Consider the following 25,809-nt stretch of genomic DNA (forward strand, 5'->3'; position numbering starts at 1 on the left):
GGCGCAAAAATAAGTGGCAGGTATGACCATTAGCGTCAAAAAACTGCCATACTCGCCGCATGCTCAGAAGCGTTGCGCTGATCGCACTGGAGAACACCGGTCCCTTCGAACTGGGGTTGGTGGCAGAGATCTTTGGAATCGACCGCTCATCGCGGGGAACCGGTGTGCCGCGCTTCGACTTCCGGATGGTCACGCTGGTTCCCGGTCCGGTCCGGACCTCCGCCGGGTACTCAATCCAGGTGGAGAACGGACTCGACGCCGCAGCGGACGCGGACCTCGTTGTCATGGCGCCCTACGGACGCTGGCCGGACGGGCCTGATCGATTGCCGGAGCCGGTCCTTGAAACCCTGCGGGACGCCCACCGGCGCTCGGCGTGGGTCATGTCCGTCTGCACCGGCGCGTTCGCGCTCGCAGAAGCCGGAATTCTGGACGGCAGGAAGGCTGCCACTCATTGGAGGAACTCAGCCCTCCTGGCAAGGCTCCATCCCGCTGTTGCCGTGAATGCGGACGTACTGTACGTCCAGGACAGCAACGTCATTACCAGCGCCGGCACAGCTGCCGGCATTGACGCCTGCCTCCATCTGCTGCGGCAGGAACTGGGGGCGAAGGCCGCAGCCGCCATCGCCCGGGACATGGTGGTGCCGCCCCACCGTGACGGCGGGCAGGCGCAGTACATAGACCGGCCCGTTTCGGTGACCCGGGGCGACACGCTGGAAGACGTCCTGGTGTGGATCACCGACACCTTGGACCAGGAGCACTCCGTGGGCACCCTCGCTGCCCGTGCCCACATGTCGGAACGGACTTTCGCACGCCGTTTCAAAGCCGAAACCGGATCGACCCCCGGTGCCTGGATCAACGCCCAGCGCGTCCTCAAGGCGCAGGAACTGCTCGAAGACACGGGCCTGAGCATCGACGAGGTTTCCCGTGCCGTCGGGTTCGGCCAGGCCGTTCTGCTGCGGCACCACTTCAACCGGGCTGTGGGCATCAGCCCGTCGGCATACCGCAGGGTGTTCCGCGGCCGGGCAGACAGGCCCGCCTGGGCGCAGCAGGGATACCCGGTCCATCCGCGTGCGCCCCGGCGGCTGAGTTAACCCGGAGCGCAGGGCCCGGTGCCTGTCCTTCCGGAACATGGTGTAGCCAGGACGGGATTGTTGCGCAGTGCGTCGCCGGGAGGATGAGCCGTCTCCACCCGCGGGATGGATTTGGCGCGGCGCGGGCCGTTTCGCCGTCGTCGGCGGTTTAGTGCTGGTAGCGTCCAACCGCATCAACCGGAACCTGCCAGCGCAGCCGCTGTTCCTGGAACCGGACCATTCCCGCTGCCGGTATCCCGGCAGCGAATCGTACTTGGGGGATCTGCATGAGTGCTGCCCGGCGCTTGGTGTTTCCAGTTCTCTGGCTGGTGGTGTTTGGCGTAATCGCCGCAGCGCTGTTCAAGCTGGCCTTTCTTGACGGTCTGTCCGCGGAGACGGAAACGTACGCTCCTTCGGCTGAACTGCAAACTGCAACAGTCGAAGCCACCCGCGCCAGCGTGACCAACCTGGTCCAGGCGCAGGGCTCCGTCGTCGCCGATCCGGCGGCCAAGGTCCGCAGCACCAGTGACGGGACTGTGGTGTTCATCGACGTGGAGGCTGGCCAGGCGGTGGCCAAGGGGGACCGGCTCTTCCAGGTCCGGAAGCCCGTTGATGAACCGGCTGCACCGGTTATGCAGCAGGGCGACGACGACGCCCCGCCGCCCGCACCTGTCCAGCTGTACACCTATTCGGACGTCGTAGCGACGGCGTCGGGCACCCTCACCGATTTCCCCGTTCTTCTGAACCAGCAGGTCACCGTGGGGACTGACGTCGCATCGGTGGCCCCCGGAACGTTCTCGGTTCAGGGAACCCTCAGTGCGGAGCAGCAGTTCCGCATCCTGGACCGTCCGCAGACCGCCACCGTGACCCTCAACGGCGGACCGGCTCCGTTTGCATGCGCAGACATCACCACCGGCGGGGCCGCAGAAGGCGATGCAGGCCAGGACCCCGCATCCCCTGAAATGCAGCCTGCCGGCGGAACAACGGGAACATTCAGCTGTGCCGTCCCGGCTGGAGTCTCGGTGTTTGCCGGGCTCGGGGCGAGCGTGGACATCACCGCAGGCCAGGCGGATGACGTAGTCACCGTGCCTGCCACCGCCGTCCGCGGAGCGGTGCAGAACGGTGTGGTCTGGGTAGTCCAGGACGCTGCCGGCGCGCCGGAAGAGCGTGCCGTGGGCCTGGGACTGAACGACGGCCAACAGGTGGAGATCACCGAAGGGCTTGCCGAAGGCGAGCAGATCCTCCAGTTTGTTCCCGGGGCCCCGGCCCAGGACGGCGACCAGTTCGCCATGACGGGGGCGATGGGAGGATGACCCGGTACCTGTTCCCCGGCGGGGACGGTTCCCCCGCGGCGGAGGACCAGCCGCTGGTGCGGCTGCGGGACGTCACCCGGACGGTCCGGCTGCCGGATAACGAAGAGCTGCATATCCTCGGCGGCGTTGACCTGGACGTCCGGCAGGGAGACCACCTTTCGATCGTGGGGCGTTCCGGGTCCGGAAAGTCGACCCTGCTGAACATCCTGGGCATGCTGGACCTTCCCTCCACCGGCACCGTTGAGTTCAACGGTGTGCGGGTGGACACCATGGGAGGCAACCAGCGGGCCGTGCTGCGCGGCGCCGCCGTCGGGTTCATCTTCCAGCAGTTCAACCTCCTGGCGGAGCGGACGGCACTGGAGAACGTCATGACACCCCTGCTCTATGCGAAGGGGAGTGCCTTTTGGCGCAGGGAGAGGCTGGCAGCCGAAATGCTGGACCGGGTGGGGCTGGGAAACCGGCTGCGGGAGAAACCGCAGCGGCTCTCCGGCGGCGAGCAGCAGCGGGTAGCGATTGCCCGGGCTTTGGTCCGCAGCCCCCGGCTGATCCTCGCCGATGAGCCCACCGGTGCCCTGGACATTGCCACGGGTCAGTCCGTGATGGCACTGCTCTCTGAAGTGGCAGGCGAATCCGGGGCGGCACTGATCACGATCACCCACGACCCGAACGTGGCAGCCCTGGCCCACAGCCACTACCTCCTGGAGGGCGGGCACCTGCGTCTAGGGTCGGAGGCAGCGGCATGAGCTTCTCAGGCATTGCCGGTTCCCTGGTTGAAGCATGGGCCGAACTGCGGACGCATAAGACCCGGATCCTGCTGGCACTCGTTGGTGTGGCCCTCTCCGTGGCGTCCCTGACCACCGTCGTCGCGCTGGCGGACATGTCCCGGGAAGCGATGGAGCAGGGCTCGGAGGCCACCAGCGGGCGGCCGGCCACACTCACCGTGGGCGCCTATCCGATGGACGGGAGCCTCACGGACCCGGCGCCGCTGCGGCAGGCCTTCAGCTCTGTGACGGAACGGTATGCAGTCGAGTACTCGTCGCTGAACCTGCGGACCGTGGTTCCTTTCCAGTTCCCGGATGGGGTTGTGCAGGCGGAGACATCGGTGGTTGAAGCCGATTACGGTCTGATGCGGCGGGTCAACCTCACGTCCGGGTCATGGTTCAGCGAAACGGACGGCCAGCGTCTGGCCCCAGCCGTCATCGTGAACGAAGCGTTTTACGCCCGCATGGGTTCGCCGGACCTTGCTGTGGATCCCGTGGTGCGGATTTCGAACGGCACACCGGTGGACGCTGTCATTACCGGCGTCCGCCGGGACCTTTGGCCTGATGAACCTCCCTCGGCCTACATGCTCGCGGAGGCTTACGACCGGATGGGCGCAGGGGGCGGAACGGACATGAACGGCCAGCCCATGCTGGAGCTGTGGGTCCCGGAGGAACTCGCCGAACCCCTGCAGGCCGCAATCGTCTCGGATCTCTCAGCAGAGTTCCCGTCCATGCAGATCGATGCCTACCGCGGAGACTATGCGGCCTGGGGCGATCCCTACGCCGGAATGCAGCTGGCGGTGGGCGGAATCGCCGGCCTGGTGCTGCTGCTTGGGGCGGTGGGGCTGCTGAACATCTCCATGGTCACGGTGAAGTACCGCGTCCGCGAGATTGGCATCCGGCGCAGCTTCGGGGCCACCTCGGGCCGGATCTTCTTCGGGGTGATGCTCGAATCCGTTGTGGCAACCTTCGTCGCCGGGCTGGTCGGTGTGATGGCGGCCATCGCCGTAGCCAAACTGCCGGTTGTCCAACGCCAGGTCGCCTTCGGCATTTCCGAGCTGCCGCCGTTCCCGATTGAGGCCGCGCTGCTGGGACTGGGTGCCGCCACGGCGGTGGGTGCGCTGGCCGGACTGATCCCGGCACTGGTGGCGGTGCGGGTGAAGGTCATCGACGCGATCCGCTTTTAGCCCGCGGGGCCGGAAAGAAGGACACAAAAAACCCCGCTGCCTGTAATGGCAGCGGGGTTTTCCCTGCAGGTTTGGTGCCCTCGATAGGATTCGAACCTACGGCCTGTTGCTCCGGAGGCAACCGCTCTATCCCCTGAGCTACGAGGGCGGGACACCGGAAAACCGGTGTGTCCTGCAGGGACTAAAGAAGCTTAGCAGGTTCTGGCCGCTGCCTGGAAACCACTTTCGTTTCTTATCCCTCGAGAGGCCAGTTACGGCTCTTCTCAGCGCTGAAAAGAGCCGTAACTGGCCTCTCGGGGGGGGGGACGGGGAGGGGAGAGGAAGGTTAGTAGCCCAGGAACGGATCGGTGTGGACGCGGCGCACACCGGCACCCTTGAGCGCACTGCGGGCAGCAGCAACAGTCGACGGCGAGCCGGCCACAAAGGCGGTCCGTTCAGCGGCGTCGGGCACTGCCTTGGCCAGGGCTGCGGCATCGGGCAGTCCAGAACCCAGCCAGGTCCACCCCGGGATCGATGGGTCGGCAGGAGTGCACACCAGTACCCGGACCCCAAGATCCGAAAGCTCCTTGGCGTAGGCAAGCTCTTCCACGGAGGAGGCGGCGTAGACCAGCACAACGTCCCGGTCCATGGCCGCCGCAGACCGCAGCTGGCTGAGGAACGGCGTGATGCCGATTCCGGAGGCGACCATCAGGACCTTGCGGGACACGTCGCGGGGAAGCTGGAAATCGCCGCCGACCGAAGTTGCCGAGATCCGGGCACCTGGTTTGAGGGCCAGCAGCTTCGTCTTGAACGAACTGCCCGGCACTGACACGCGCAGGGCCACGGACACGGTCTTCGGATCCGCCGGATCGGAGGTGAGGCTGAAGATCCGGCGCAGGCCACGGCCATCCGGGCTGGGATGCGGCAGGCTGAGTTCCAGGTACTGGCCGGCGGTGTAGCGCAGCGGCCGCTCGGGTTCAAACACCAGCTCACGCGAGCTCGGCGTCAGCTCCCGGGAGGAGACCAGCCGCAGCGCAATGCCGCCGCGTTGTCCCGCCGCGAACGCCAGCAGGTTGCCGATCAGCAGAGCCAGCTCCGGCGACATAAAGACCGGGCCCACGGACAGCGGAACCGCAAACAGGACGCCCACGACGGCGGCCTCCGCCAGCCGCTGCCAGCGCAGCGGCGGCAGGGTCAGGGGCTCGGAAAGCATAAAGCCGGCGAAGAACAGTATGGGGTAGGAGGTAAAGGCAGTGGCAAGACCTTCCAGCACGGGTTCCCCTGCGGAAGCGAAACGCACGGTAACAATTCCGGCGGTGACGGCGGTGAACACCGCGGCCATCGGCAGCAGCCGGCTGCGGTAAAGCACCAGCAGAGCGGCGGGAACCACCACTGCCAGCATCAGCGGAGCCGCCACCCACCACACGGGAGCGTTCAGCCCGGTAACGCCCATAACAAAGGCACCAACGGCAGCCGGGTTGAAGATGTGGCGCCGGCGCCATACCAGCAGGTATTTCGATGCTGTGGCGGCCAGCCCGGCAAGGGCAATCCAGCCCAGCTGCGCGCCGTCAGTGGTCGGCCAGAACAGGAAGAACAGCAGCAGGCCGGTGATGAGCGCCGAGTCGGTCTGCGGGAAGGTCCGGAACAGCAGTCCCATAACGCGGCTGGCCATCAGGGTGGAGACAACGGCTGTGGCCAGGGTGGCAGCGAGCTCAGCCGGGCTGTAGAAGAGCGCCCCCGTAAGGGAAAGCACAAAGGACCACGCGGCCATGGCCAGCAGCAGCACCACAAGCATGCGGTACATGCTCATCCTGCCAAGCAGGCGCTGCAGCCGTGCGGAGGGAGTGCTCAGGGATACGGTCATGAAAAAAGGACTCCAGCCATTGCGGGTGAGAATTCTGCCCTGCCGTCGGAGAACATCCGTACATAGTCGAAGTCGAACTCGGCGGCGAGGGAGGAAGGGTCGGTAAGGAAAAGTGCTGTGGCCAGGCCGTCTGCTGTCATGGCGTCCCGGGCGAGCACCCAGGTTGCAGCTACGGCCTGGACCGGTGTGCCGGTGGAGGCATCCAGGACGTGGTGCAGGCCCCCGCCCCATGCCCGGCGGTTGGTGGCGGAGGCGCACAGTGCACGGTCCTGAAGCTGCACGACGCCGATCGCCTGGCTTGGGTTGTAAGGGTGCTCCAGGGCGACCCGCAGGTTTTCAGGCCCGGAATGGCGCATGTCTGAACCGGCATCAACCACAACCGAAGCATAGCCGCGTCCGGTGATCAGCTCCCAGACGAGGTCAACCAGCTGGCCTTTTCCGGCGGCTCCCACATCCACGGTTGCCGGCCGGTCCAGATGAAGCAGGATGTCCCCGGAATCTCCGCGCTCCCACCGTGCTGCTTCCCGCCACGCAGGGGCGCCGGAGGCTTCTCCCTGCGGTGTCAGGCGGTAGCCGGGACCATAACCGAGGCGTTCCAGGGATCCGCCGACCAGCGGGTTCATCCGTCCGCCGGTCAGCCGGTCCAGGGAATCGAAGAGGGTGAACAGCCCTGCCGTGTAGCCGGGCAGGGAAACACTTCCGCCGCTGCGGGCCGGGGTGGCCAGCAGTGAGTCGGGCCGGAAGCGGGACAGTGCCTTGTCGTAGCCGGCTACCAGCGCCGAGACAGCAGCGCGGGTAGCGGCGTCGATTGGTGCCCCGGCACTGATCTCCCATTGTGTGCCGATCGCTTCGAATCCCCAGGACTCCATGGCAGCCGCTAGCTGGCAGCCTCATTCATGATGGCGTCCAGGGCCTTGTTGAAACCGGAGCTTGTGAGTGAGGAAGAAGCAATCTTGTGGACGTCCAGCTCGTCAATGGGCTTTCCGACGACTTCTTTCTGCACGCCGTCGGTGAACTCTGCCTGGTAGCGCTTGGACGTCGGGTGGTTTCCCGAGGTGGAGACATTCAGCTCAGTGACGACTCCGTCACTGAGGGTCAGGGAGACAGTGACTTCTTCCTTGGTGTTGGACGGCGGAATGTAGCTGCCGGTGGCCGTGTACTCGCCGTCCGCGAACTCACGGGTGCCGGGAGCAGGAGCGGCGGAGGGGGTGCCTGAAGCCTCATCGACGGCGGCGTCCTGGGCGGTCCCGGCAGAGCCGCAGCCTGCGGTGCCCAACAGTGCCAGCCCTGCTGCAGCGCTCAGCAGCGGTTTCTTGGAATTCACGGATGCTCCTTCATTGCAGGCGGTTCTCCCCTTCTTTATTACAACCCATCAACGCAGCCGGGTGCCTTTCGGTGCCCGGCTGTGCCGCAGGACACACCGTCGCCGCTCCGGGACCGACACGGACGCAAACGGGAGGAATAAGGCCCGCGTGTGCCGCCCCGCTATGCTTAACCGGTGACTCCTGAAGAACTTTCCTCTGCCGTAACTGCCTGCCTCAAAGACGCCATCGATGCGGGTGAATTCAGCATCGAGCTTCCCTCCGAGGTCCGCGTGGAGCGGCCGCGGAACCGGGACCACGGTGACTGGGCCACCAACATCGCCCTGCAGCTCTCCAAGCAGGCCGGCATGAATCCCCGCCAGTTCGCACAAATCCTCTCCTCGCGGCTGGAGAAGATCGACGGCGTGGCGAAGGTGGACATTGCCGGCCCCGGCTTCCTGAACATCACGCTCGACGCCGGTGCCGCCGGTGAACTCGCCAAGGCAATTGTTGAAGCGGGCCCCGCCTACGGCCGTTCCGATGCGCTCTCCGGCACCCGGATCAACCTCGAATTCGTGTCCGCCAATCCCACCGGCCCGATCCACCTGGGCGGAACCCGCTGGGCCGCCGTCGGCGACGCCCTGGCCCGGGTCTTCGAATCCCAGGGCGCGGAGGTCACCCGCGAGTACTACTTCAATGACCACGGAGCCCAGATCGACCGTTTTGCCCGCTCCCTGCTGGCCTCCGCCAAAGGTGAACCGGCACCCGAAGACGGCTACGCCGGCGCCTACATTGAAGACATTGCCTCACGGGTGCTCGCCGTTGAATCCAACATCCTGGAACTGCCGGAGGCAGAAGCACAGGAGCGTTTCCGTGCCATTGGCGTGGACCTGATGTTCGGGGACATCAAGGAATCCCTGCACAACTTCGGGGTGGACTTCGACGTGTACTTCCACGAGGACTCCCTGCATGAGAACGGGCAGGTTGAAATGCTGCTCGAGAAGCTCAAGGGCTCCAAGAACCTGTATGAAAAAGACGGTGCCTGGTGGCTGAACTCCACCGAGTTCGGCGACGACAAGGACCGCGTGGTCATCAAGTCCGACGGCAACGCCGCCTACATCGCCGGTGACATCGCCTACATCCAGAACAAGCGCGAGCGCGGGTTCGACCTGAATATCTACATGCTCGGCGCCGACCACCACGGCTACGTTGCACGCCTCAAGGCCGCCGCTGCAGCGCTGGGCCATGACCCGGAGTGCGTTGAGGTACTAATCGGCCAGATGGTGAACCTGGTCAAGGACGGCAAGCCCGTGCGTATGTCCAAGCGCGCCGGAACCGTGGTCACGCTCGAAGACCTGGTGGACGCCGTCGGCGTGGACGCTGCCCGCTACACCCTGGCCCGGTTCTCCGCGGACTCGAACATTGACATTGACCTGGATCTGCTGACCAAGCGCAGTAACGAGAACCCGGTGTTCTACGTCCAGTACGCGCACGCCCGGACCTACGCCCTGGCCCGCAACGCCGAAGCCGCCGGCGTGGATGATTCAGCGTTCGACGCCGCGCTGCTGTCCCACCCGACCGAAAGCGCGCTGCTGGCTGCTCTTGGCCAGTACCCCGGCGTTGTGGCCCAGGCCAGCGTCTTCCGTGAACCGCACCGCGTGGCCCGGCACCTGGAAGTAATCGCCGGCACCTACCACCGCTGGTACGACGCCTGCCGCATCGCACCGCAGAACGGCGAAGAGGTCACCGACGTGAACCGCACCCGCCTGTGGCTGAATTCCGCCGCCCGCCAGGTCCTGGCCAACGGGCTGGACCTGCTGGGCGTCTCCGCTCCGGAGAGGATGTAAGGCCCGGCTATGACCGTTTCCCCGCTGGCCCCTGACTGGCTCAGCTGTCCCGAAGACGCCAACGTGCTCCGCCCCGGAATGTGGGCGCAGGATGTGCAGCGCGGCCGGGACGGTGAGCTGGAGATTTCCGGCATTTCCGTCTCAGCCCTCGCCGCTGAATTCGGTACGCCGCTGTTTGTGGTCTCCGAAACCGACTTCCGGGCCCGTGCCCGCGACTTCAAGGACTCCTTCGACGCCGCGTTCGCCGAGGCCTGCGGGGGAGTGGATGTCTACTACGCCGGCAAGGCGTTCCTCTGCACCGAAATCGCCCGCTGGGTGGCGCAGGAAGGGCTCCGGCTGGACACCTGCTCCGGCGGCGAGCTGGCAGTAGCTGCCCGTGCCGGCATTCCCGGCGCCAGCCTGGGCCTGCACGGCAACAACAAGTCCGACGCCGAACTGAACCGCGCGCTGGACATGGATCTGGGCCGTATTGTGGTGGACTCCCTGCCCGAACTGCACCGGCTCGGCGCCCTCGCCAGGGACCGCGGCGTGCAGGCCAACGTGATGCTGCGCCTGACCCCCGGCGTCCACGCCCACACCCATGAGTTCATTGCCACAGCGCACGAGGACCAGAAGTTCGGCCTGTCCATGGCAGCCGACCCGGACACCGGCACGTCCCCGGCTGCGGACGCCGTCGCTGCAGCTCTGCAGAACCCGGGCATCCGGCTGCTGGGCCTGCACAGCCACATCGGCTCGCAGATCTTCGACCCGGCCGGATTCGAGGAAGCGGCCCGCCGCCTGCTCGGCTTCCTGGCCGAAGTCAAGGCGCAGCACGGCGTCGAACTGCCTGAGCTGGACCTGGGCGGCGGCTACGGCATTGCCTACACCGAAGCGGACACCCCGCGCCCGGCCGCGGAGATCGCTGCCGCCATGGCCGCCGTTGTCTCCGGAACCTGCGCAGACCTTGGTCTGTCCGTACCGCGGATCTCGATTGAACCCGGCCGTGCGATCGTGGGACCAACCACCTTTACGCTGTACCGCGCCGGCACCATCAAGACAGTGCGCGTGGACACCGCCGACGGCGGCACCGCGGAACGCCGCTACGTCTCCGTTGACGGGGGCATGAGTGACAACGCCCGCCCGGTGCTCTACGACGCGGACTACTCCGCCGTCCTGGCCTCGCGCAGGTCCGAACATGACGCGGTTATGTCGCGCGTGGTTGGCAAACACTGTGAGAGCGGGGACATAGTGGTGAGGGATGTTTATCTGCCCTCGGACGTTGACCACGGAGATCTGGTGGCCGTACCCGGCACCGGCGCCTACTGCTGGGCGCTGTCGAGCAACTACAACTACATCGCCCGTCCGCCCGTCGTGGCTGTCCGCGACGGCGCCGCACGGCTGATCATCCGCGGCGAAACCGAAGAAGACCTGCTGGCGCGGGACGTTTCATGACCGGTATAGGAGAACGCAAAGCAATGAAGACCCTCAAGGTGGCCCTGCTGGGCTGCGGCAACGTGGGATCCCAGGTAGCCCGGATTCTCCTGAACGACGCCGCGGACCTCACGGCGCGCACCGGTGCAAAGCTCGAACTGGCCGGTATTGTCGTGCGCAATCCGGACGCGCCGCGCGACGTCGAGCTTCCCCGCGACCTGTTCACCACCGACGCGGAAACCCTGGTGGAGTCCGCGGACATCGTCATTGAGCTGATGGGCGGTCTGGAACCGGCACGCACACTGATCCTGCACGCGATCGGCCACGGCGCATCCGTAGTCACCGGCAACAAGGCGCTGCTGGCCGCCGACGGCGCCGCACTGTATGAAAAGGCAGACGCGGCCGGTGTCCGGCTGGCCTACGAGGCAGCGGTTGCCGGAGCCATCCCGATCCTGGGCCCGATCCGTGACAGCCTCTCCGGGGACCGGATCACCCGTGTGCTGGGCATCGTCAACGGCACCACCAACTACATCCTCGACGCCATGGACTCCACCGGCGCGCAGTTCGCCGATGCCCTGGCCGAAGCCCAGCGCCTCGGTTACGCCGAAGCGGACCCCACTGCCGACGTCGAAGGACACGACGCCGCAGCCAAGGGAGCGATCCTGGCTTCACTGGCTTTCCACACCACCTTCGAGATGGCGAACGTGTCCTGCGAGGGCATTACGTCAGTCACCGCAGAGGACATTGCCGCAGCCAAGGACGCCGGGTTTGTCATCAAGCTCCTGGCGATCGCCGAGAAGCTGGAGGCCGACGGCGCCGAGGGCGTCAGCGTGCGGGTCCACCCCACGCTGCTTCCGCGCACGCACCCGCTTGCGGCAGTGCACGGCGCGTTCAACGCCGTCTTCGTCGAAGCTGAAAACGCCGGCGAGCTGATGTTCTACGGCCAGGGAGCCGGCGGAACGCCCACTGCCTCGGCTGTGATGGGCGACGTCGTTACGGTTGCCCGCCGCCTGGTCCTGGGCGGACACATGGGAGTAGAAGCGGCTTCCGGGCATGTTCCGGCACTGCCGCTGGAGAAGGTTTCCACCAGCTACAGCATCGGGCTGGACGTTGCGGACGCCCCCGGCGTCCTCTCCGCCGTCGCCCGGGTCTTCGCCGAAAACGGCGTTTCGATCGAGACCATGCGCCAGACGAGCCACACCGACGCAGCCGGCGCCAGCGCCGAACTGCGCTTTGTCACCCACCGGGCGTCCGAGGCCGCACTGGCGGCCACCGTCGAGGCCATCAAGGGCCTGGACGTCATCAATTCAGTTACATCCGTCCTGCGGGTAGAAGGGGTCTAGAACCTTGGCTCATCAATGGCGCGGCGTTATCCGCGAATATGCCGAACGTCTGCCGGTTACCGAGAACACCGAAGTCATTACCCTCGGTGAAGGCGGCACACCGCTGGTTCATGCAAAGGCCCTCTCCGAGCTGACCGGCAACGAGGTCTACCTCAAGGTCGAAGGCATGAACCCCACCGGTTCGTTCAAGGACCGCGGCATGACCATGGCCATCACCGCTGCCGTGGAAGCCGGTGCGAAGGCTGTTGTCTGCGCCTCGACCGGCAACACCAGCGCATCCGCCGCTGCCTACGCCACCCAGGCCGGGCTCACCTGCGCCGTGCTGGTGCCGGACGGCAAGATCTCCATGGGCAAGCTCAGCCAGGCAATCGCCCACGGTGCCCAGCTGCTCCAGGTGAACGGCAACTTCGACAACTGCCTGGAAGTGGCCCGCAAGCTGGCCGAGGCCTACCCGGTGTTCCTGGTCAACTCCGTGAACCCGGCCCGCATCGAAGGCCAGAAGACCGCCTCCTTCGAGGTTGTGGACTACCTCGGCGATGCGCCGGACTACCACCTCCTCCCGGTTGGTAACGCCGGCAACATCACTGCGTACTGGCGCGGCTACCAGGAGTACGCACAGCCCTGGACCAACCAGGCCGGCACCGAACTGGCTCCGGTTGCCACCAAAACCCCCGTCATGTGGGGTTTCCAGGCTGAAGGCGCATCCCCGCTGGTCAAGGGACACCCGGTTACGGACCCGGACACCATCGCTACTGCCATCCGCATCGGCAACCCGGCGTCCTGGGACCAGGCAATTGCCGCCCGCGACGAATCCGGCGGGCTGATCGAAGCTGTTTCGGACACCGAGATCCTCGAAGCGCACCGCTGGCTGTCTTCCCGCGAAGGAGTCTTCGTGGAGCCGGCTTCCGCTGCCGGCGTTGCGGGCCTGCTCAAGAAGCATGCCGCAGGCGAGGCACCCACGGGCAAGAAGATCGTCATCACTGTCACCGGCCACGGCCTGAAGGACCCGCAGTGGGCACTGCGCACCGCAGACGGATCCGATGTTGAACCCACCAAGGTGGACTTCGACGTCGTCAGCGTTGCCGCTGCCCTGGGGCTGGAAGAGTCCGCCCCCGCTGAAGCCCGCTAGCCGGGCATGCAGGTGGAAATCCAGAACACCGACGCGGCTCCGGGCGCACTGGTAGCTGCCGGGCAGGACCTGAGCGTCCGGGTTCCGGCAACCAGCGCCAACCTGGGGCCGGGCTTCGATTCCCTGGGGCTGGCCGTCACCCTGTTCGACACCGTGCGTGTGCGCACCACGGACTCGGACGAGGTCCGGGTTCGCGTGCGCGGCGAAGGTGAGGCAGTGCTGCCCACGGATGGAACCCATCTGGTGGCCCGGACCATCGTGGACACCGTCCGCGCTGCAGGGTACTCCGTGCGCGGGCTTGAACTGGACTGCGAGAACATCATTCCGCACGGCCGCGGGCTGGGCTCCTCAGCCTCGGCGATCGTCTCCGGCGTTCTGGCGGGCAACGCACTGCTGCCCGAATCCGCACGCCTGGACGCGGCGGGACTGCTCCACGCCTGTTCTGCCTTGGAAGGCCATCCGGACAACGTGGCTCCGGCTCTTGCCGGGGCGCTGGCCGTCTCCTGGGAACAGGAGGGTGTGTTCCGCTCCGTGAAGGCCGACGTGCATCCGGACATCATTCCGGTTGCTGCTGTTCCCGCGACTGAACTTTCCACCGAGAGCGCCCGCGGGCTGCTGCCGGCCATGGTTCCGCACCGGGACGCCGCTGCCAATTCCGGACGCGCGGCACTGCTGATGCTGGCCCTGACATCGGATCCCTCACTGCTGCGTGAAGGAACAGAGGATTTCCTGCACCAGGGCTACCGGGCGCCGGCCATGGGTCCGAGCGCGCAGCTGATTGCCGCCCTGCGTGCGGCCGGTTTTGCCGCCGTTGTCTCCGGAGCGGGGCCAACCGTAATGACCCTGGCCACGGGCCCGGAGCAGGCCAGTGCCGCAGAAGCCTTCATCACCTCGCACCTCAGCGGGGAAGCTGCCGGGAATTGGCGTGTGCTGCGGCTTGGCGTGGACCGAGATGGTGCTAGAGTGGTAGTGCACCAGCGGTAAATACCGTAATTCAGTACATGAATCGGTATGAGACCGTATTGTGCTTCCACCGGCAGGTCGTCCCGTTCTGTGGACCACCGTGGCTCGCTCCTATGACCGGATTTGTTGACTGTTCTGCACAGCTTCCAGCTCAGGTGCTGATAGCAAAGCAGCCTTCATAACGATTCGGACGGCAGGGTCAAGTCCACCCGCGGAAATGCAAGCATCGGTGTAGCCTTCCGGAGACTGCCAAGAAACGGTCAGTCGAACGATTATCTGATCCGCGCGTTTTCCGGCAGCCAAGCTGCCGTAGCTCCCGTGGACTCTCCAATCAAGGCACCAGCAGATTCACCGTTGCCGGGAATCCCCCGCAGCAGGTGAACCCTGGACCGCATGTCAGATCATCGGTCCCAGGGCCATTCAACGCGGCCGGCACCCATGCCGGACCGCCCGACGAGGGGGAAGGATCCTTCGTGACAGATACCACCGACCTGACTGCAGGTGTGGACTCATCAGCATCCGCCGGTTCCAACGGTGAATCGAATTCCAAGAGCTCCGGACTTGCCGGCTTGAAGCTTGCACAGCTGCAGGCACTGGCCGGCCAGCTGGGCATCACCGGCGGGTCCCGCATGCGCAAGGGCGACCTGGTTACGGCCATCTCGAACCACCAGCGCGGCGGAGCAGTGGCAGACCGTGCCGCAGCAGACCGTCCGGTCCGCGGCTCCAAGGCCGAGGCTCCGCAGGCGGACAAGGCCGTAGCCGAGCACAAGGAAGCCGCTCCGGCTGCCGCAGCCCCGGCTGAGGCTCCCGCTGAGGGCGAGAAGGCCGCTGAGCGTCCCTCCCGCACCCGCAACCGCAACCGCCGTGCAGCGAGCGACGGCGTAGTTTCTCCCGCCGGCAGCGACGCCGCGGAAGCTGCGCCCGCCGAAGCTCCGGCTGCCGCACCGGCGCAGGAAAACAGCCGCGAGGAAGGCCAGCGCGAGCGCGGCCGGAACCGCCGCAACCGCCGCAGCGACAGCGAGAACACGGGAGAGGAAGCCGCCTCTGAGGCAGCTTCGACGGACACCCAGGACAAGGGCGAGAAGGCTGAGAACAGCCGGGAGCCCCGCGAGTCCCGTGAGGACGAGCGGAACGAACGCTCCGGCCGCAACCGCAGCCGCAGCGACCGCAATGACCGGAACGATAAGAACGACCGCGACGGCAGCCGGAACGAGCGCGAGAACAACCGCGACGGTAACCGGGACAGCAACCGCGAAAACAACCGGAACGAGCGGGAGAACAACCGCGAGAACAGCCGGGACAACAACCGCAGCGACCGCGACAACCGCGATTCCGACGGCGATGACAACAGCCGCAGCGGACGCAACCGCCGCAACCGCAACCGGAATGACCGCGGCGACCGCAACGACCGGTTCCGCGACCGCAACGAGCGCCGCCGCAACCGCGACCGCAACCCCGAGGTTGACGACGTCGAGGTCACCGAAGACGACGTCCTGCTGCCCGTAGCCGGCATCCTGGATGTCCTGGAGAACTACGCGTTCGTGCGTACCTCCGGCTACCTGCCGGGCCCGAACGACGTTTACGTTTCCCTGGCCCAGGTCAAGAAGTACAACCTGCGCAAGGGCGACGCCGTGGTTGGCGCCATCCGCGCCCCGCGTGAAGGCGAGAACCAGGGCAGCAGCCAGCGCCAGAAGTTCAACGCACTTGTCCGCCTGACTTCCGTCAACGGCAAGCCCGCGGAAGACAACAAGGACCGCGTTGAATTCAACAAGCTGGTTCCGCTCTACCCCTCCGAGCGCCTGCGCCTGGAGACTTCGCCCAAGGTGATCGGCCCCCGCGTCATTGACCTGGTTGCCCCGATTGGCAAGGGCCAGCGCGGCCTGATCGTCTCCCCGCCGAAGGCCGGCAAGACGCTGATCCTGCAGGCGATCGCCAACGCGATCTCCATCAACAACCCCGAAGTGCACCTGATGATGGTCCTCGTGGACGAACGTCCCGAAGAAGTCACCGACATGCAGCGCACCGTCAAGGGCGAGGTCATTGCCTCCACCTTCGACCGTCCGGCCGATGACCACACCACGGTCGCCGAACTCGCCATTGAGCGGGCCAAGCGCCTTGTGGAAATGGGCAACGACGTCGTGGTCCTGCTGGACTCCATGACCCGCCTGGGCCGTGCCTACAACCTGGCCGCTCCGGCGTCGGGCCGTATCCTCTCCGGCGGTGTGGATTCCTCCGCACTGTACCCGCCGAAGCGTTTCTTCGGCGCAGCCCGGAACATCGAAAACGGCGGCTCGCTGACCATCCTGGCCACCGCTCTCGTCGAGACCGGATCCAAGATGGACGAGGTCATCTTCGAAGAATTCAAGGGCACCGGCAACATGGAACTGCGCCTTTCCCGCAACCTTGCGGACAAGCGCATCTTCCCGGCCGTGGACGTCAACGCCTCCGGCACCCGCCGCGAGGAGAACCTGCTCTCCGCCGAAGAGGTCAAGATCATGTGGCGCCTGCGCCGCGTCCTCTCCGGTCTGGACACTCAGCAGGCACTGGAACTGCTTACCGGCAAGATCAAGGAAACCCAGTCCAACGTGGAGTTCCTGATGCAGGTGCAGAAGACCACCCTGGGCACCAAGAACGATTAGCTGCCCCACCGAGCCGCTCATGCCCCCGGTCCTTGTTATGAGGACCCGGGGGCCTGGGCGGCTTGGCAGTTAACGTTCAGAAGGGCAGCGCAATTATCCCCAGGTGCCGTCCGGGGCGAGAATGGTGCTAAGACAGCAGCGGGATCCGCGTACAACAGGCGCATCCCACGGTGCGAAGAAGGAATGGAAAACAATGTTTGAGTCCATACAGGGACTGCTGGACGAGCACGCCGAACTCCAGATGCGGCTCTCCGACCCCGCTGTGCACGCCGACCAGGGCCTGGCCCGCCGGCTGGGCCGGCGCTACGCCGAACTGAGCCGTATCGTCGACGCCTACAACACCTGGCACGGTCTGGAAGATGACCTCGCTGCTGCCCAGGAAATGGCAGACGAGGATCCCGAGTTTGCCGCTGAGGTCCCCGTGCTCAAGGACCAGCTGGCCGAAGCGCAGGAAAAGCTGCGCCGCCTGCTGATTCCGCGTGACCCCAACGACGGCCGCGACGTCATCATCGAGGTCAAGGGCGGTGAAGGCGGCGACGAAGCAGCCCTGTTCGCCGGCGACCTGCTGCGTATGTACACCCGGTACGCGGAGTCCCGCGGCTGGCGGACCGAGATCATCTCCGCCACCGAGTCGGACCTGGGCGGCTACAAGGACGTCTCCATGGCCATCAAGGGCTCGTCCAGTGACCCGGCTGAAGGCGTCTACGCCCGCCTGAAATACGAGGGCGGTGTGCACCGTGTGCAGCGTGTTCCCGTAACCGAGTCCCAGGGCCGGATCCACACTTCCGCTGCCGGCGTGCTGGTGCTGCCCGAAGTTGATGAGCCCGAAGAAGTCGAGATCAACCAGAACGATCTTAAGATCGACGTCTACCGGTCCTCCGGTCCCGGCGGCCAGTCGGTGAATACCACCGACTCCGCCGTGCGAATCACCCACCTGCCCACCGGCATTGTGGTGGCCATGCAGAACGAGAAGTCCCAGCTGCAGAACCGTGAAGCCGCCATGCGCGTGCTGCGTTCGCGGATCCTGGCGCACGAACAGGAGAAGATCGACGCCGCGAACTCGGACATCCGCAAGTCCCAGATCCGCACCATGGACCGTTCCGAGCGGATCCGCACCTACAACTACCCGGAGAACCGGATTGTTGACCACCGCACCGGCTATAAGGCCTACAACCTGGACACCGTAATGAACGGTGACCTGGAAGCTGTTGTCCAGGCTGCCATCGAGATGGATGAGCAGGCCCGCCTGGACGCAATCGGCGACGAAGCCTAGGCAAAGCCGATGCCCGCACTGACCCTGGAGCAGGCGCTGCGGCACGCGGCGGCGGAACTTGCCGCCGCCGGTGTGCCCAGCCCGCGCGTCGACGCCGAACTGCTCGCCGCACACCTTCTGGGAGAAAGCGTGGGCCGGGTGAAGGCTCTCGCCTTCACCGATGCCGCTGCGCCGGAAGGCTACGCGGAGCTGGTTGCGGAACGCGCCCGCCGCATTCCGCTGCAGCACCTGACCGGGAAAGCATACTTCCGGCGCCTGGAACTTGCTGTTGGTCCCGGGGTGTTTGTGCCGCGGCCGGAAACCGAAACCGTGGCACAGCTGGCCATTGACAAGGCACTTTTGGTGCCGGCCCCGGCAAGGGCCGCAGACCTCGGCACCGGGTCCGGTGCGATTGCCGGATCGATTGCCGCGGAGGTCCCGGGCGCGGAGGTCTACGCGGTGGAACTGAGCCCGCTGGCCCTGGCCTGGGCCCGGAAAAACCTTGAACCGCTGGGAGTGCACGTGCTCGAAGGCGACCTTCGGACGGCTTTGGCCGGGCACGAGGGAACGTTCGACGTCGTTGCCTCCAACCCGCCCTACATCCCTGCGGACGCTGTGCCCAATGAGCCCGAGGCCGCTGAACACGACCCCGCCATGGCTCTGTACGGCGGGGGAGAAGACGGCATGGAGCTTCCCGCCGCCGCAGCTCGGACGGCAGCCCGGCTGCTGCGCCCGGGAGGCTACTTTGTGATGGAACACGCCGAGGTCCAGGCCGGCACCATTGCCGAGCGGCTGGCAGCGGATCCTGCCTGGCAGGATGTCTCCTCCCACACAGACCTCAACGACCGCCCCCGCGCGACTTCCGCGGTTAGAACCGCAGCCGCCGCCCCCACCCTGACGTGAAAGAATAATCCCCGTGACCACCAGCTTTGACTGCTCCGATACAGATACCCGCAGCGCCGGACTGGCCGCTGCACAGCACGCCATCGCCAACCGGCAGTGCATCGTGCTGCCGACGGACACCGTGTACGGGATTGGCGCCGATGCATTCTCGCCCCAGGCTGTGGCGACCCTGCTCGCGGCCAAGGGACGGGGACGCTCCATGCCGCCGCCCGTGCTGGTGCCGCGGCTGCAGACCATGGATGGCCTTGCGGTTGACGTATCGGCCGAAGCCCGAGCCCTGGCCGAGGCATTCTGGCCCGGCGGCCTCACTCTGATCTTCCATGCCCAGCCATCGCTGACCTGGGACCTGGGGGATACCAAGGGCACGGTGGCGCTGCGGATGCCCGACGATGAGATTGCCCTGGACCTGCTGGCCCTGACCGGGCCGATGGCCGTTTCCTCGGCTAACCGCACGGGACAGCCTGCGGCACAGACCGCAGCCCAGGCACAGGCGCAGCTTGCCGAATCGGTGGAGGTCTATCTCGAGGCGGGACCCCGTCCGGCCGAAGGCAGCGAGGGAATTCCGTCCACGATCGTGGACGCCACAGCTTTTCCGCTGCGGGTTGTGCGCGAGGGTGCCATCAGCCTGGAGCAGCTGCGCACCGTGGTGCCCGGAGTCCTGGGACTGGGCGAAGAGCCGGCCATGGAGGATCCCGACGCCGAAAACACCGGCGCCGAAAACACCGGCGGCGCGGACACCGCTGAGGCTGGGTCCGGTGACGTCACGGAGACCTCCGCCGGCACACCCCGGCAGTCCTAGAACCGTTCTCCCGGATCAGCGGTCCGCGCGGCAGCAGCCCTAGCGCTGCTGCCGGGCCGCGCGGAGGATCTGGTCAACGCGCGCTTCGGGAACATTTCCGGTAGCTTCGGCCCAGCCACGTTCCTGCCGCTGCCCGAACCACATCATTTCAACCCGGCGCAGTGTGCCGTGCAGCCGCTCCCCGAGCAGCGCGGAAACGACATATCCGGCCTTCAGCCCGGCACGGCAGAGCCATGCCGGCAGCTGCAGCGGCTTCCGGCCGCCGGCGGCTGAAAGCACCGAAGCGACGGTCGCACCTTCCCACGGCTGCAGGATGACCGGAGGCACAGTGCCCGGATACCGTCCCGCCGCCAGTACAAAGTCGCACAGGGCGTCCACGGAACTCACCGGGCTGGGCGCGTTCCCTCGGCCTGCCACAGAAGCCAGGGGAGTGGAGGCAATGCGCACCAGGGAGTCCGTGGTCTCCCGGGCCGTACCCTGCACCGAAGTGGCACGCAGGCAGGTGACCGGACACTTCCCGGGTGTGCGGGCCGCCAGCGCAGCCTCACCGAGGGCCTTGGAACGCGAGTAGGCGGAGAACGGCTCCACCTCGGCGCTTTCGTCCAGCACCGGCCGGTGGCCCTGTACGGCAGCGCTGCTCAGATGCAGGAAGCGGCGTGCTCCGGCGTCGTCCGCGGCATCGGCAATGAGCACCGGCAGCAGTGCGTTGGCTCCCCTGAGCTCGGGGGAGTCGGCTCCCGTGGGCGTGGCCAGTCCGGCGGCATTGATCACGACGTCGGTGCCGGCCAGTTCGGCAGCAAGATCCTGGCGAACGTCGCGGAGCTCCGCCGCCTCGGCCAGAATGCCCGCAGGGTTTGTGGAGCCGGCGCTGAGGCGGGGAGCCTTCACAAAGCGCACGGTGATGCCGGCGCGTGTGAGGACTGCCTGCAGGGAGCTGCCAATGAAGCCGCTGGCACCGAGGACAGCCCATATGGGCTCGGGGGTATTGCTGGATGTAGTGCTGCTTATCAAGGTTTAACGGTCCTGGTTGGTGGAATTCGACGGCGGTGCGTCTGCTGATCCGGAGCCCGCGTCCGGACCGGACAGCGGAGACATGGGCTGCCAGCCGGTGTCCTTGAGGATGGAACGGGATTCACGCCAGCCGCGCCAGAGGCTTCCGGCGCCGCTGAAGCGGTGTTCGACGGCGGCCAGACGGAGCAGCTCCTTCGCCGCTGTGAGTGCGGTACCTGCGGCGAAACCGGCGCGGTTGAAGAGCCCGTGCGCACGCAGGTAGCCGGCGGTGTGCCCGCGGTTGCGCATGGCACAGAACCGGCTGAGGTCACTGGAGTCGTTCAGGTGACGGATGCCCAGGTCGATCTGCTTCTGCGGACGGACCTTCCGAAGGACAAAGTCATTGACGTAGGCAACTTTGTGGTTCAGGGAAGCAAGCCAGCCGTAGATCTCGTCATCGCCGTTGATGAAGAACCGGGGGTCCGGAAGCCCGATTGCACGCACGGTTTCAGCGCGGATCAGCATTCCCTCAAAGCACCCTACGTTGGTGTGGAAGACCGGGCTGTCACGGAAAACGTTGCCGCGGACAGGAACGTGCACACCCAGCAGCGGAATGAACCGGTGCTGCCAGAAGAAAGGGCGTCCGGTTTCATCGAAGCGGCGGCCGTGGATGCAGTCATACTCGGCGGTCCACTTGCCCAGGGCGGCCAGCGCTCCGGGCAGTGCCACGACGTCGTCGTCCATCAGCCACAGCCACCGGGCATCGAGGTCAAGGGCCGCGCTGATGCCGGCTGCGAATCCTCCGGAACCGCCGGTGTTTTCGGTCAGGGTGCAGACCGTGAGCGGCACCGGGAACTCACCGGCAACGCTGTCGAGGTACTCCGCGGTGTCATCGGTGCTGGCGTTGTTCACGACGACAACCCGCTCCGGTGCCGGGTCCAGGGCGGCTACGGACTCCAGCAGGCCGCGCAGGTAGCCGGACCTGTTGAAGGTCACAATGACCAGGGCCAGGCGCTCGATCCCCGCTGCCGTCCCGGACATGCTAGAAACCCTGGTCCGACGGCGGACCGAACATGTTTCCGCGGACGCCGCCTGCGTAGGCGCGCAGCCAGGAACGGAAGCCGCGCACATCACGGGTTCGGGCGAAGTGGATCGGGTACCCGGCTGCGTCGGCGGCGAGGGAGCGCAGGCGCTTGTATTTCCACGTGAGGTGTCCGCGGTTGCGGTAGAAGTAAAAGCGCTTGAATTCGGTGTCGGGAACCAGCACATGCAGGCGTCCGCCCAGCATCTCCTGGACTTCGGACCAGGCCGCGGGGTGGCTTAGGGCCACGGAGGTCAGGGTTCCGAAGGGAATCCCGGCCCGGCGCAGCCGGATCATGAAGTCGGTCTCGTCCCCGCGGATGAACAGCCGCAGGTCCGGCAGGCCTACACGGAAGAAAACTTCGCGGCGGATGAGAGCACCATTGAAGAAGTGTCCGACGCCGGGCAGGAAGCCTGCCTCGGCAACTTCAGCCCGGTTGTGGGTCAGGCGGCCGTCGATGCGAAAGTGGAAGGAGAGGGTATCGGGTTTGCCGGGGGCAACCACCAAGGGAAGGATGACATCCAGGCCGCGTTCGTTCGCGCCGTCCAGCAGTGCCTGCAGGCACTCCGGGTCCTCCGGGTGGGCGTCGTCATCCATGATCCAGATCCAGTCTGCGCCGGAGGCCATGGCCGTCAGGATGGCCAGGGAGAATCCGCCTGCGCCGCCCAGATTGGTTTCCGAACGCACATACGTGACGTTGGCTGCGGAGGACTCAGCGATATCCGCAACCGGGTTTTTGCCGGAGTCAACCAGCGCCACGGAAGAAACAGGTGCAGACTGCGCAGCCAGGGCTCCCAGCAGGGTCTTGACGTCATCGGGGCGGTCGAATGTCACCGCGGCCACGGCCACTGATTCCGGCAAGACGATCCTTTCAGGGCCCGCCCCGATACACGGCCAGTGCCGGACGTTCAGGGGGGTGCAGTTAGTATGCTGAATAGAATTCAGTCTATTACACCGGATTGGACGCTCTGGCGTGCCTGCGGCACGGCAGGACCGCTTACAACCTAGACACGAACCGGGCGCAGGCCCGCTGAGGACTATGAACGATTCAAGCAGGGACAGAACCACCCCGGCCAGGGAAGAGAAGCCGGCTCTCTGGCTCTGGTCCCAATATGTGCTGGACTCTCTGGCCTGGGTGGTGGCCATTGTCCTGGCGCTGGTCCTGCGCTACGAGCTTTCCGTGGACGAGATCAATGTGGCCGGCCTTGCCGCGTTCTGCGGCGTGGCTGTGGTGACGCAGCTCGCTGTGGGCTACTCGTTTGCCCTCTACCGCGGGCGGTACAGCTTCGGCAGCTTCCACGAAATGCGGCTGCTGGCTGTAGTCACCATTGTGGTCTCCGCCATTCTGGTGCTGGTCAGCGCACTCTTTGGCCTGGCGATTGACATTCCGCGAAGCACGGGCGTGCTCGCCTTCCCCTTCGCCTGCCTGTTCATGGCAGCCATCCGGTACATGAAGCGGATGTATGTGGAGAGCAAGGTGCGTCCCGGCGATGAAGCCCAGCGGACCCTCATCTACGGTGCCGGTTTCCTGGGCAACTCCCTGGTGACCCGGATGATGAATGATCCGGATTCTCCGTACTTCCCCGTAGGCCTGATCGACGACGATCCCGCCAAAAAGCACCTGCGCCTGGGAACCGTGCCCGTTGTGGGCAAGCTCTCGGACCTGCCCGAGGTTGTCCAGCGCACCCGGGCCAGCGTGCTGATCATCGCTATTGCCGACGTCGATGCCGCACAGGTCCGGCAGGTTACCGACCACGCCGAAGGGCTGGACCTGCGGGTCATGGTGCTTCCGCCGCTGCGGGACATGCTGGCCAAAGGCTCCGGCGCCGGGCTCACCGACTTCCGCGAAGTTGCAGTTGAAGACCTCATCGGCCGCCGCCCGGTGGACATCCACGTCGATGAAGTAGCCGGCTACCTCACCGGCAAGAAGGTCCTCGTTACCGGTGCCGGCGGATCAATCGGTTCCGAGCTCTGCCGGCAGATCACCGCGTTCGAACCGAGCGAGCTGATCATGGTGGACCGGGACGAGACAGGCCTGCAGCTGACGCAGCTTTCCATCACCGGCCAGGGCCTGCTGAATGGCAAAGACACCGTCCTGGCTGACATCCGGGACGCCCGGGCGCTGGATGAGATCTTTGCCCAGCGCCAGCCCGACGTCGTATTCCATGCAGCCGCGCTCAAGCATGTGTCGCTGCTGGAGCAGTACCCGCTGGAAGCCTGGAAGACCAATGTGCTGGGCACCGCGAACGTGCTCCGTTCGGCACAGAAGGCCGGCGTCAGCCACTTCGTGAACATCTCCACGGACAAGGCAGCCAACCCCACCACTGTTCTGGGACACTCCAAGCGCGTGGCGGAGAAGCTCACCGCGTGGATGGCCGGACGCAGCGGACGCCGTTTTGTCTCCGTGCGCTTCGGCAACGTGATCGGCAGCCGCGGGTCCATGCTTCCGCTCTTCACAGAGCAGATCCGCCAGGGCGGCCCGGTAACGGTCACCGATCCGGAGGTCACCCGCTTCTTTATGACCATCCCCGAGGCCTGCCAGCTGGTGATCCAGGCCGGAGCCATCGGCCGCGGGGGAGAGGTGCTCATCCTGGATATGGGCGAACCCGTTCGGATCCTGGACGTGGCCCAGCGCATGATCGCCATGTCCGGCAAGGACATCGAGATTGTCTTTACCGGCCTGCGAAAGGGCGAGAAGCTGCACGAGATCCTGGTGGGAACAGGCGAGGACGATTCACGGCCGCTTCATCCGAAGATCTCCCACACCTCCGTGGCTGTGCTGGATCCCGAGGAACTCGACGCCGAGGACTGGCTGCGCCGCTGCGGCTTCGGCGCATCGGCAGCCGCCGAGCCCGCCGGAGGCGCCGCTGCGGCGCTGTTCCCGCTGCCGGACACAGCCGCCCTGCGCCTGGCTGACATTCAGGACCCAAGTCCCTCTTCCGGGCAGGGCGAGCGGCGGACCGGCTGATGGCCCTTGCAGCCTCGGCAGCGGTGGCGTTTCTTGCCAGCCTGCTGCTGCCTTTCGCCTTTATCCCGCTGCTGCGCCGCCTGGGCGTTGTGGATGTCCCCAACGAGCGTTCCTCCCATACCAAGACCGTTATCCGCGGGGTGGGTGCCACCATCGCCGCAGGAGTCCTGCTGGGCCTGGGCACATCCCTGGGGACCGGTTACGTGGCCGTCGACCGTTCACTGGTGCTGCTGCTGATGGGCGTGATTGCCTCCGCTTCGCTGCTGGGCTGGGTGGAGGATTTCCGCGGTCTGTCCGTGAAAGTCCGCTTTGGTCTTCAGCTGGTGATCGGCGCAGCCGGGACGACTGCGCTGGCCGCAGCCCTGGGCCAGAGTTTCTGGTGGGTTCCGGTGGGAACCCTGGTCATTGCCGGCTACATCAACGTGGCCAACTTCATGGACGGAGTCAACGGCATATCCGGACTGCATGGCCTGGCCGTCGGCGTCCTGTATGCGGTTGCCGGGGTACTCTCCGACCAGGTGTGGCTGATCGCTGCCGGAACCGTGATCGCCGCTGCGTTCGCTGCCTTCCTGCCCTGGAACCTGGGCCGCGGGTCGGTCTTTATGGGCGACGTCGGCAGCTACCTGCTGGGGGCGGCGATCGCGGGCACCGCGGTCGCCGCCTTCCTGGCCGGGGTCTACGTGGAGTACCTGCTGTTCCCGATCCTGATTTACCTGCTGGATTCCTTCACCACGCTGGTGCGCCGGATCTGGCGCGGGGAACGGTGGTATGCCGCGCACCGCCAGCATGTCTACCAGCGGCTTACGGACGCCGGTCTTACCCATCTGCAGTCAGCCTCGGTGGTCACTGTGGCCACCGTCCTCATTGGCGGCACCGGACTGGTCACGGGCGGCTCAGGATGGGGCATCACGGCCGCCGGCACCCTGTTCGTGGCTGCGGTGGCCGCACTGTACCTCGCCGCACCGCGGATCGCTGCCCGGCTGCGGCACCGGACCCGCGCCTGATGCCCC

General features: G+C 66.1%; 21 protein-coding genes and 1 tRNA gene. 15 read left to right on the top strand and 7 right to left on the bottom strand.

The annotated features are described in order from the left end of the window. The first annotated feature begins 59 nt into the window (after positions 1-59). From ACWGQ2_RS11830 to ACWGQ2_RS11845, 4 genes are all read left to right on the top strand, one after another. On the top strand, positions 60-1,091 hold the full coding sequence (locus ACWGQ2_RS11830; RefSeq protein ID WP_452017469.1) for a GlxA family transcriptional regulator: 1,032 nt from the start codon (positions 60-62) through the stop codon (positions 1,089-1,091). A gap of 266 nt (positions 1,092-1,357) precedes the next feature. Next, entirely contained in the window at positions 1,358-2,383 is a 1,026-nt protein-coding gene (locus tag ACWGQ2_RS11835; RefSeq protein WP_452017471.1) for a secretion protein HlyD, read from the top strand. Then, positions 2,380-3,126 carry an ABC transporter ATP-binding protein gene (locus ACWGQ2_RS11840; protein ID WP_452017473.1) on the top strand — a complete coding sequence of 249 codons (747 nt, stop codon included), beginning with the start codon at positions 2,380-2,382 and terminating at the stop codon, positions 3,124-3,126. Before ACWGQ2_RS11835 ends, ACWGQ2_RS11840 begins: the two co-directional genes overlap by 4 nt. Continuing rightward, a complete protein-coding gene (locus ACWGQ2_RS11845) occupies positions 3,123-4,331 on the top strand; it encodes an ABC transporter permease (RefSeq protein WP_452017475.1) in 1,209 nt (402 codons plus the stop codon). The genes ACWGQ2_RS11840 and ACWGQ2_RS11845 overlap by 4 nt, the downstream gene beginning before the upstream one ends. 72 nt (positions 4,332-4,403) lie before the next feature. Here the strand turns inward: ACWGQ2_RS11845 and ACWGQ2_RS11850 are convergent. The 4 genes from ACWGQ2_RS11850 to ACWGQ2_RS11865 all read right to left on the bottom strand — a co-directional run bounded on the left by ACWGQ2_RS11850 (position 4,404) and on the right by ACWGQ2_RS11865 (position 7,498). Further along, positions 4,404-4,479 (bottom strand) — tRNA-Arg (locus tag ACWGQ2_RS11850). A gap of 177 nt (positions 4,480-4,656) precedes the next feature. Continuing rightward, a complete protein-coding gene (locus ACWGQ2_RS11855; protein WP_452017477.1) occupies positions 4,657-6,174 on the bottom strand; it encodes an oxidoreductase in 1,518 nt (505 codons plus the stop codon). Further along, the gene (locus ACWGQ2_RS11860) at positions 6,171-7,043 is read right to left on the bottom strand and encodes an FAD:protein FMN transferase (protein ID WP_452017479.1); all 873 of its coding nucleotides are present in this window, start codon (positions 7,041-7,043) and stop codon (positions 6,171-6,173) included. Before ACWGQ2_RS11860 ends, ACWGQ2_RS11855 begins: the two co-directional genes overlap by 4 nt. Positions 7,044-7,051: 8 nt before the next feature. Continuing rightward, the gene (locus ACWGQ2_RS11865) at positions 7,052-7,498 is read right to left on the bottom strand and encodes an FMN-binding protein (RefSeq protein WP_452017481.1); all 447 of its coding nucleotides are present in this window, start codon (positions 7,496-7,498) and stop codon (positions 7,052-7,054) included. A gap of 174 nt (positions 7,499-7,672) precedes the next feature. Between ACWGQ2_RS11865 and argS the strand changes: the two genes are divergently transcribed. The 9 genes from argS to ACWGQ2_RS11910 all read left to right on the top strand — a co-directional run bounded on the left by argS (position 7,673) and on the right by ACWGQ2_RS11910 (position 19,760). Continuing rightward, the gene (gene argS / locus ACWGQ2_RS11870) at positions 7,673-9,322 is read left to right on the top strand and encodes an arginine--tRNA ligase (protein ID WP_452017483.1); all 1,650 of its coding nucleotides are present in this window, start codon (positions 7,673-7,675) and stop codon (positions 9,320-9,322) included. 9 nt (positions 9,323-9,331) lie between these two features. After that, the gene (gene lysA / locus ACWGQ2_RS11875) at positions 9,332-10,753 is read left to right on the top strand and encodes a diaminopimelate decarboxylase (RefSeq protein ID WP_452017484.1); all 1,422 of its coding nucleotides are present in this window, start codon (positions 9,332-9,334) and stop codon (positions 10,751-10,753) included. Positions 10,754-10,776: 23 nt separating this feature from the next. Then, positions 10,777-12,075, top strand: coding sequence for a homoserine dehydrogenase (locus tag ACWGQ2_RS11880; RefSeq protein ID WP_452017486.1), 1,299 nt, complete (start codon positions 10,777-10,779; stop codon positions 12,073-12,075). Between the two features lie 4 nt (positions 12,076-12,079). Then, positions 12,080-13,204: a threonine synthase gene (gene thrC, locus ACWGQ2_RS11885; RefSeq protein WP_452017488.1), complete on the top strand. Its 1,125-nt coding sequence runs from the start codon at positions 12,080-12,082 to the stop codon at positions 13,202-13,204. Between the two features lie 6 nt (positions 13,205-13,210). Next, entirely contained in the window at positions 13,211-14,188 is a 978-nt protein-coding gene (gene thrB, locus ACWGQ2_RS11890; RefSeq protein WP_452017490.1) for a homoserine kinase, read from the top strand. Positions 14,189-14,640: 452 nt separating this feature from the next. After that, on the top strand, positions 14,641-16,806 hold the full coding sequence (gene rho / locus ACWGQ2_RS11895; RefSeq protein ID WP_452017492.1) for a transcription termination factor Rho: 2,166 nt from the start codon (positions 14,641-14,643) through the stop codon (positions 16,804-16,806). 193 nt (positions 16,807-16,999) lie between these two features. Further along, a complete protein-coding gene (prfA, locus tag ACWGQ2_RS11900; RefSeq protein WP_452017494.1) occupies positions 17,000-18,079 on the top strand; it encodes a peptide chain release factor 1 in 1,080 nt (359 codons plus the stop codon). A 9-nt stretch (positions 18,080-18,088) separates the two neighbouring features. Beyond that, positions 18,089-18,961: a peptide chain release factor N(5)-glutamine methyltransferase gene (gene prmC, locus ACWGQ2_RS11905; RefSeq protein ID WP_452017496.1), complete on the top strand. Its 873-nt coding sequence runs from the start codon at positions 18,089-18,091 to the stop codon at positions 18,959-18,961. Between the two features lie 13 nt (positions 18,962-18,974). Continuing rightward, complete coding sequence (locus ACWGQ2_RS11910) at positions 18,975-19,760, top strand: L-threonylcarbamoyladenylate synthase (protein ID WP_452017498.1); 786 nt, start codon at positions 18,975-18,977, stop codon at positions 19,758-19,760. Between the two features lie 39 nt (positions 19,761-19,799). Here ACWGQ2_RS11910 and ACWGQ2_RS11915 read toward each other — a convergent pair whose 3' ends face one another. From ACWGQ2_RS11915 to ACWGQ2_RS11925, 3 genes are read right to left on the bottom strand one after another with little or no spacing between them, the layout of a single operon-like run. Next, the gene (locus ACWGQ2_RS11915) at positions 19,800-20,771 is read right to left on the bottom strand and encodes an NAD-dependent epimerase/dehydratase family protein (RefSeq protein ID WP_452017500.1); all 972 of its coding nucleotides are present in this window, start codon (positions 20,769-20,771) and stop codon (positions 19,800-19,802) included. A gap of 3 nt (positions 20,772-20,774) precedes the next feature. After that, positions 20,775-21,791, bottom strand: a complete 1,017-nt coding sequence (locus tag ACWGQ2_RS11920) for a glycosyltransferase (RefSeq protein ID WP_452017502.1) — start codon at positions 21,789-21,791, stop codon at positions 20,775-20,777. Position 21,792: 1 nt separating this feature from the next. Continuing rightward, positions 21,793-22,692: a glycosyltransferase gene (locus ACWGQ2_RS11925; protein ID WP_452017504.1), complete on the bottom strand. Its 900-nt coding sequence runs from the start codon at positions 22,690-22,692 to the stop codon at positions 21,793-21,795. A gap of 178 nt (positions 22,693-22,870) precedes the next feature. Here ACWGQ2_RS11925 and ACWGQ2_RS11930 point away from each other — a divergent pair, with 178 nt between their 5' ends. Continuing rightward, the gene (locus ACWGQ2_RS11930; protein ID WP_452017506.1) at positions 22,871-24,799 is read left to right on the top strand and encodes a polysaccharide biosynthesis protein; all 1,929 of its coding nucleotides are present in this window, start codon (positions 22,871-22,873) and stop codon (positions 24,797-24,799) included. Continuing rightward, entirely contained in the window at positions 24,799-25,803 is a 1,005-nt protein-coding gene (locus ACWGQ2_RS11935; RefSeq protein WP_452017508.1) for an MraY family glycosyltransferase, read from the top strand. The genes ACWGQ2_RS11930 and ACWGQ2_RS11935 overlap by 1 nt, the downstream gene beginning before the upstream one ends. Positions 25,804-25,809: the final 6 nt, after the last annotated feature.

The sequence above is a fragment of the Arthrobacter sp. NPDC055585 genome, assembly GCF_053619115.1.

Excerpts from the sequence above, each read along its gene's own strand:
- ACWGQ2_RS11830 (WP_452017469.1), top strand. The coding sequence starts at position 60 with ATGCTCAGAAGCGTTGCGCTGATCGCACTGGAGAACACCGGTCCCTTC.
- ACWGQ2_RS11835 (WP_452017471.1), top strand. The coding sequence starts at position 1,358 with ATGAGTGCTGCCCGGCGCTTGGTGTTTCCAGTTCTCTGGCTGGTGGTG.
- ACWGQ2_RS11840 (WP_452017473.1), top strand. The coding sequence starts at position 2,380 with ATGACCCGGTACCTGTTCCCCGGCGGGGACGGTTCCCCCGCGGCGGAG.
- ACWGQ2_RS11845 (WP_452017475.1), top strand. The coding sequence starts at position 3,123 with ATGAGCTTCTCAGGCATTGCCGGTTCCCTGGTTGAAGCATGGGCCGAA.
- ACWGQ2_RS11855 (WP_452017477.1), bottom strand. The coding sequence starts at position 6,174 with ATGACCGTATCCCTGAGCACTCCCTCCGCACGGCTGCAGCGCCTGCTT.
- ACWGQ2_RS11860 (WP_452017479.1), bottom strand. The coding sequence starts at position 7,043 with ATGGAGTCCTGGGGATTCGAAGCGATCGGCACACAATGGGAGATCAGT.
- lysA (WP_452017484.1), top strand. The coding sequence starts at position 9,332 with ATGACCGTTTCCCCGCTGGCCCCTGACTGGCTCAGCTGTCCCGAAGAC.
- ACWGQ2_RS11880 (WP_452017486.1), top strand. The coding sequence starts at position 10,777 with ATGAAGACCCTCAAGGTGGCCCTGCTGGGCTGCGGCAACGTGGGATCC.
- thrB (WP_452017490.1), top strand. The coding sequence starts at position 13,211 with ATGCAGGTGGAAATCCAGAACACCGACGCGGCTCCGGGCGCACTGGTA.
- prfA (WP_452017494.1), top strand. The coding sequence starts at position 17,000 with ATGTTTGAGTCCATACAGGGACTGCTGGACGAGCACGCCGAACTCCAG.
- prmC (WP_452017496.1), top strand. The coding sequence starts at position 18,089 with ATGCCCGCACTGACCCTGGAGCAGGCGCTGCGGCACGCGGCGGCGGAA.
- ACWGQ2_RS11920 (WP_452017502.1), bottom strand. The coding sequence starts at position 21,791 with ATGTCCGGGACGGCAGCGGGGATCGAGCGCCTGGCCCTGGTCATTGTG.
- ACWGQ2_RS11930 (WP_452017506.1), top strand. The coding sequence starts at position 22,871 with ATGAACGATTCAAGCAGGGACAGAACCACCCCGGCCAGGGAAGAGAAG.
- ACWGQ2_RS11935 (WP_452017508.1), top strand. The coding sequence starts at position 24,799 with ATGGCCCTTGCAGCCTCGGCAGCGGTGGCGTTTCTTGCCAGCCTGCTG.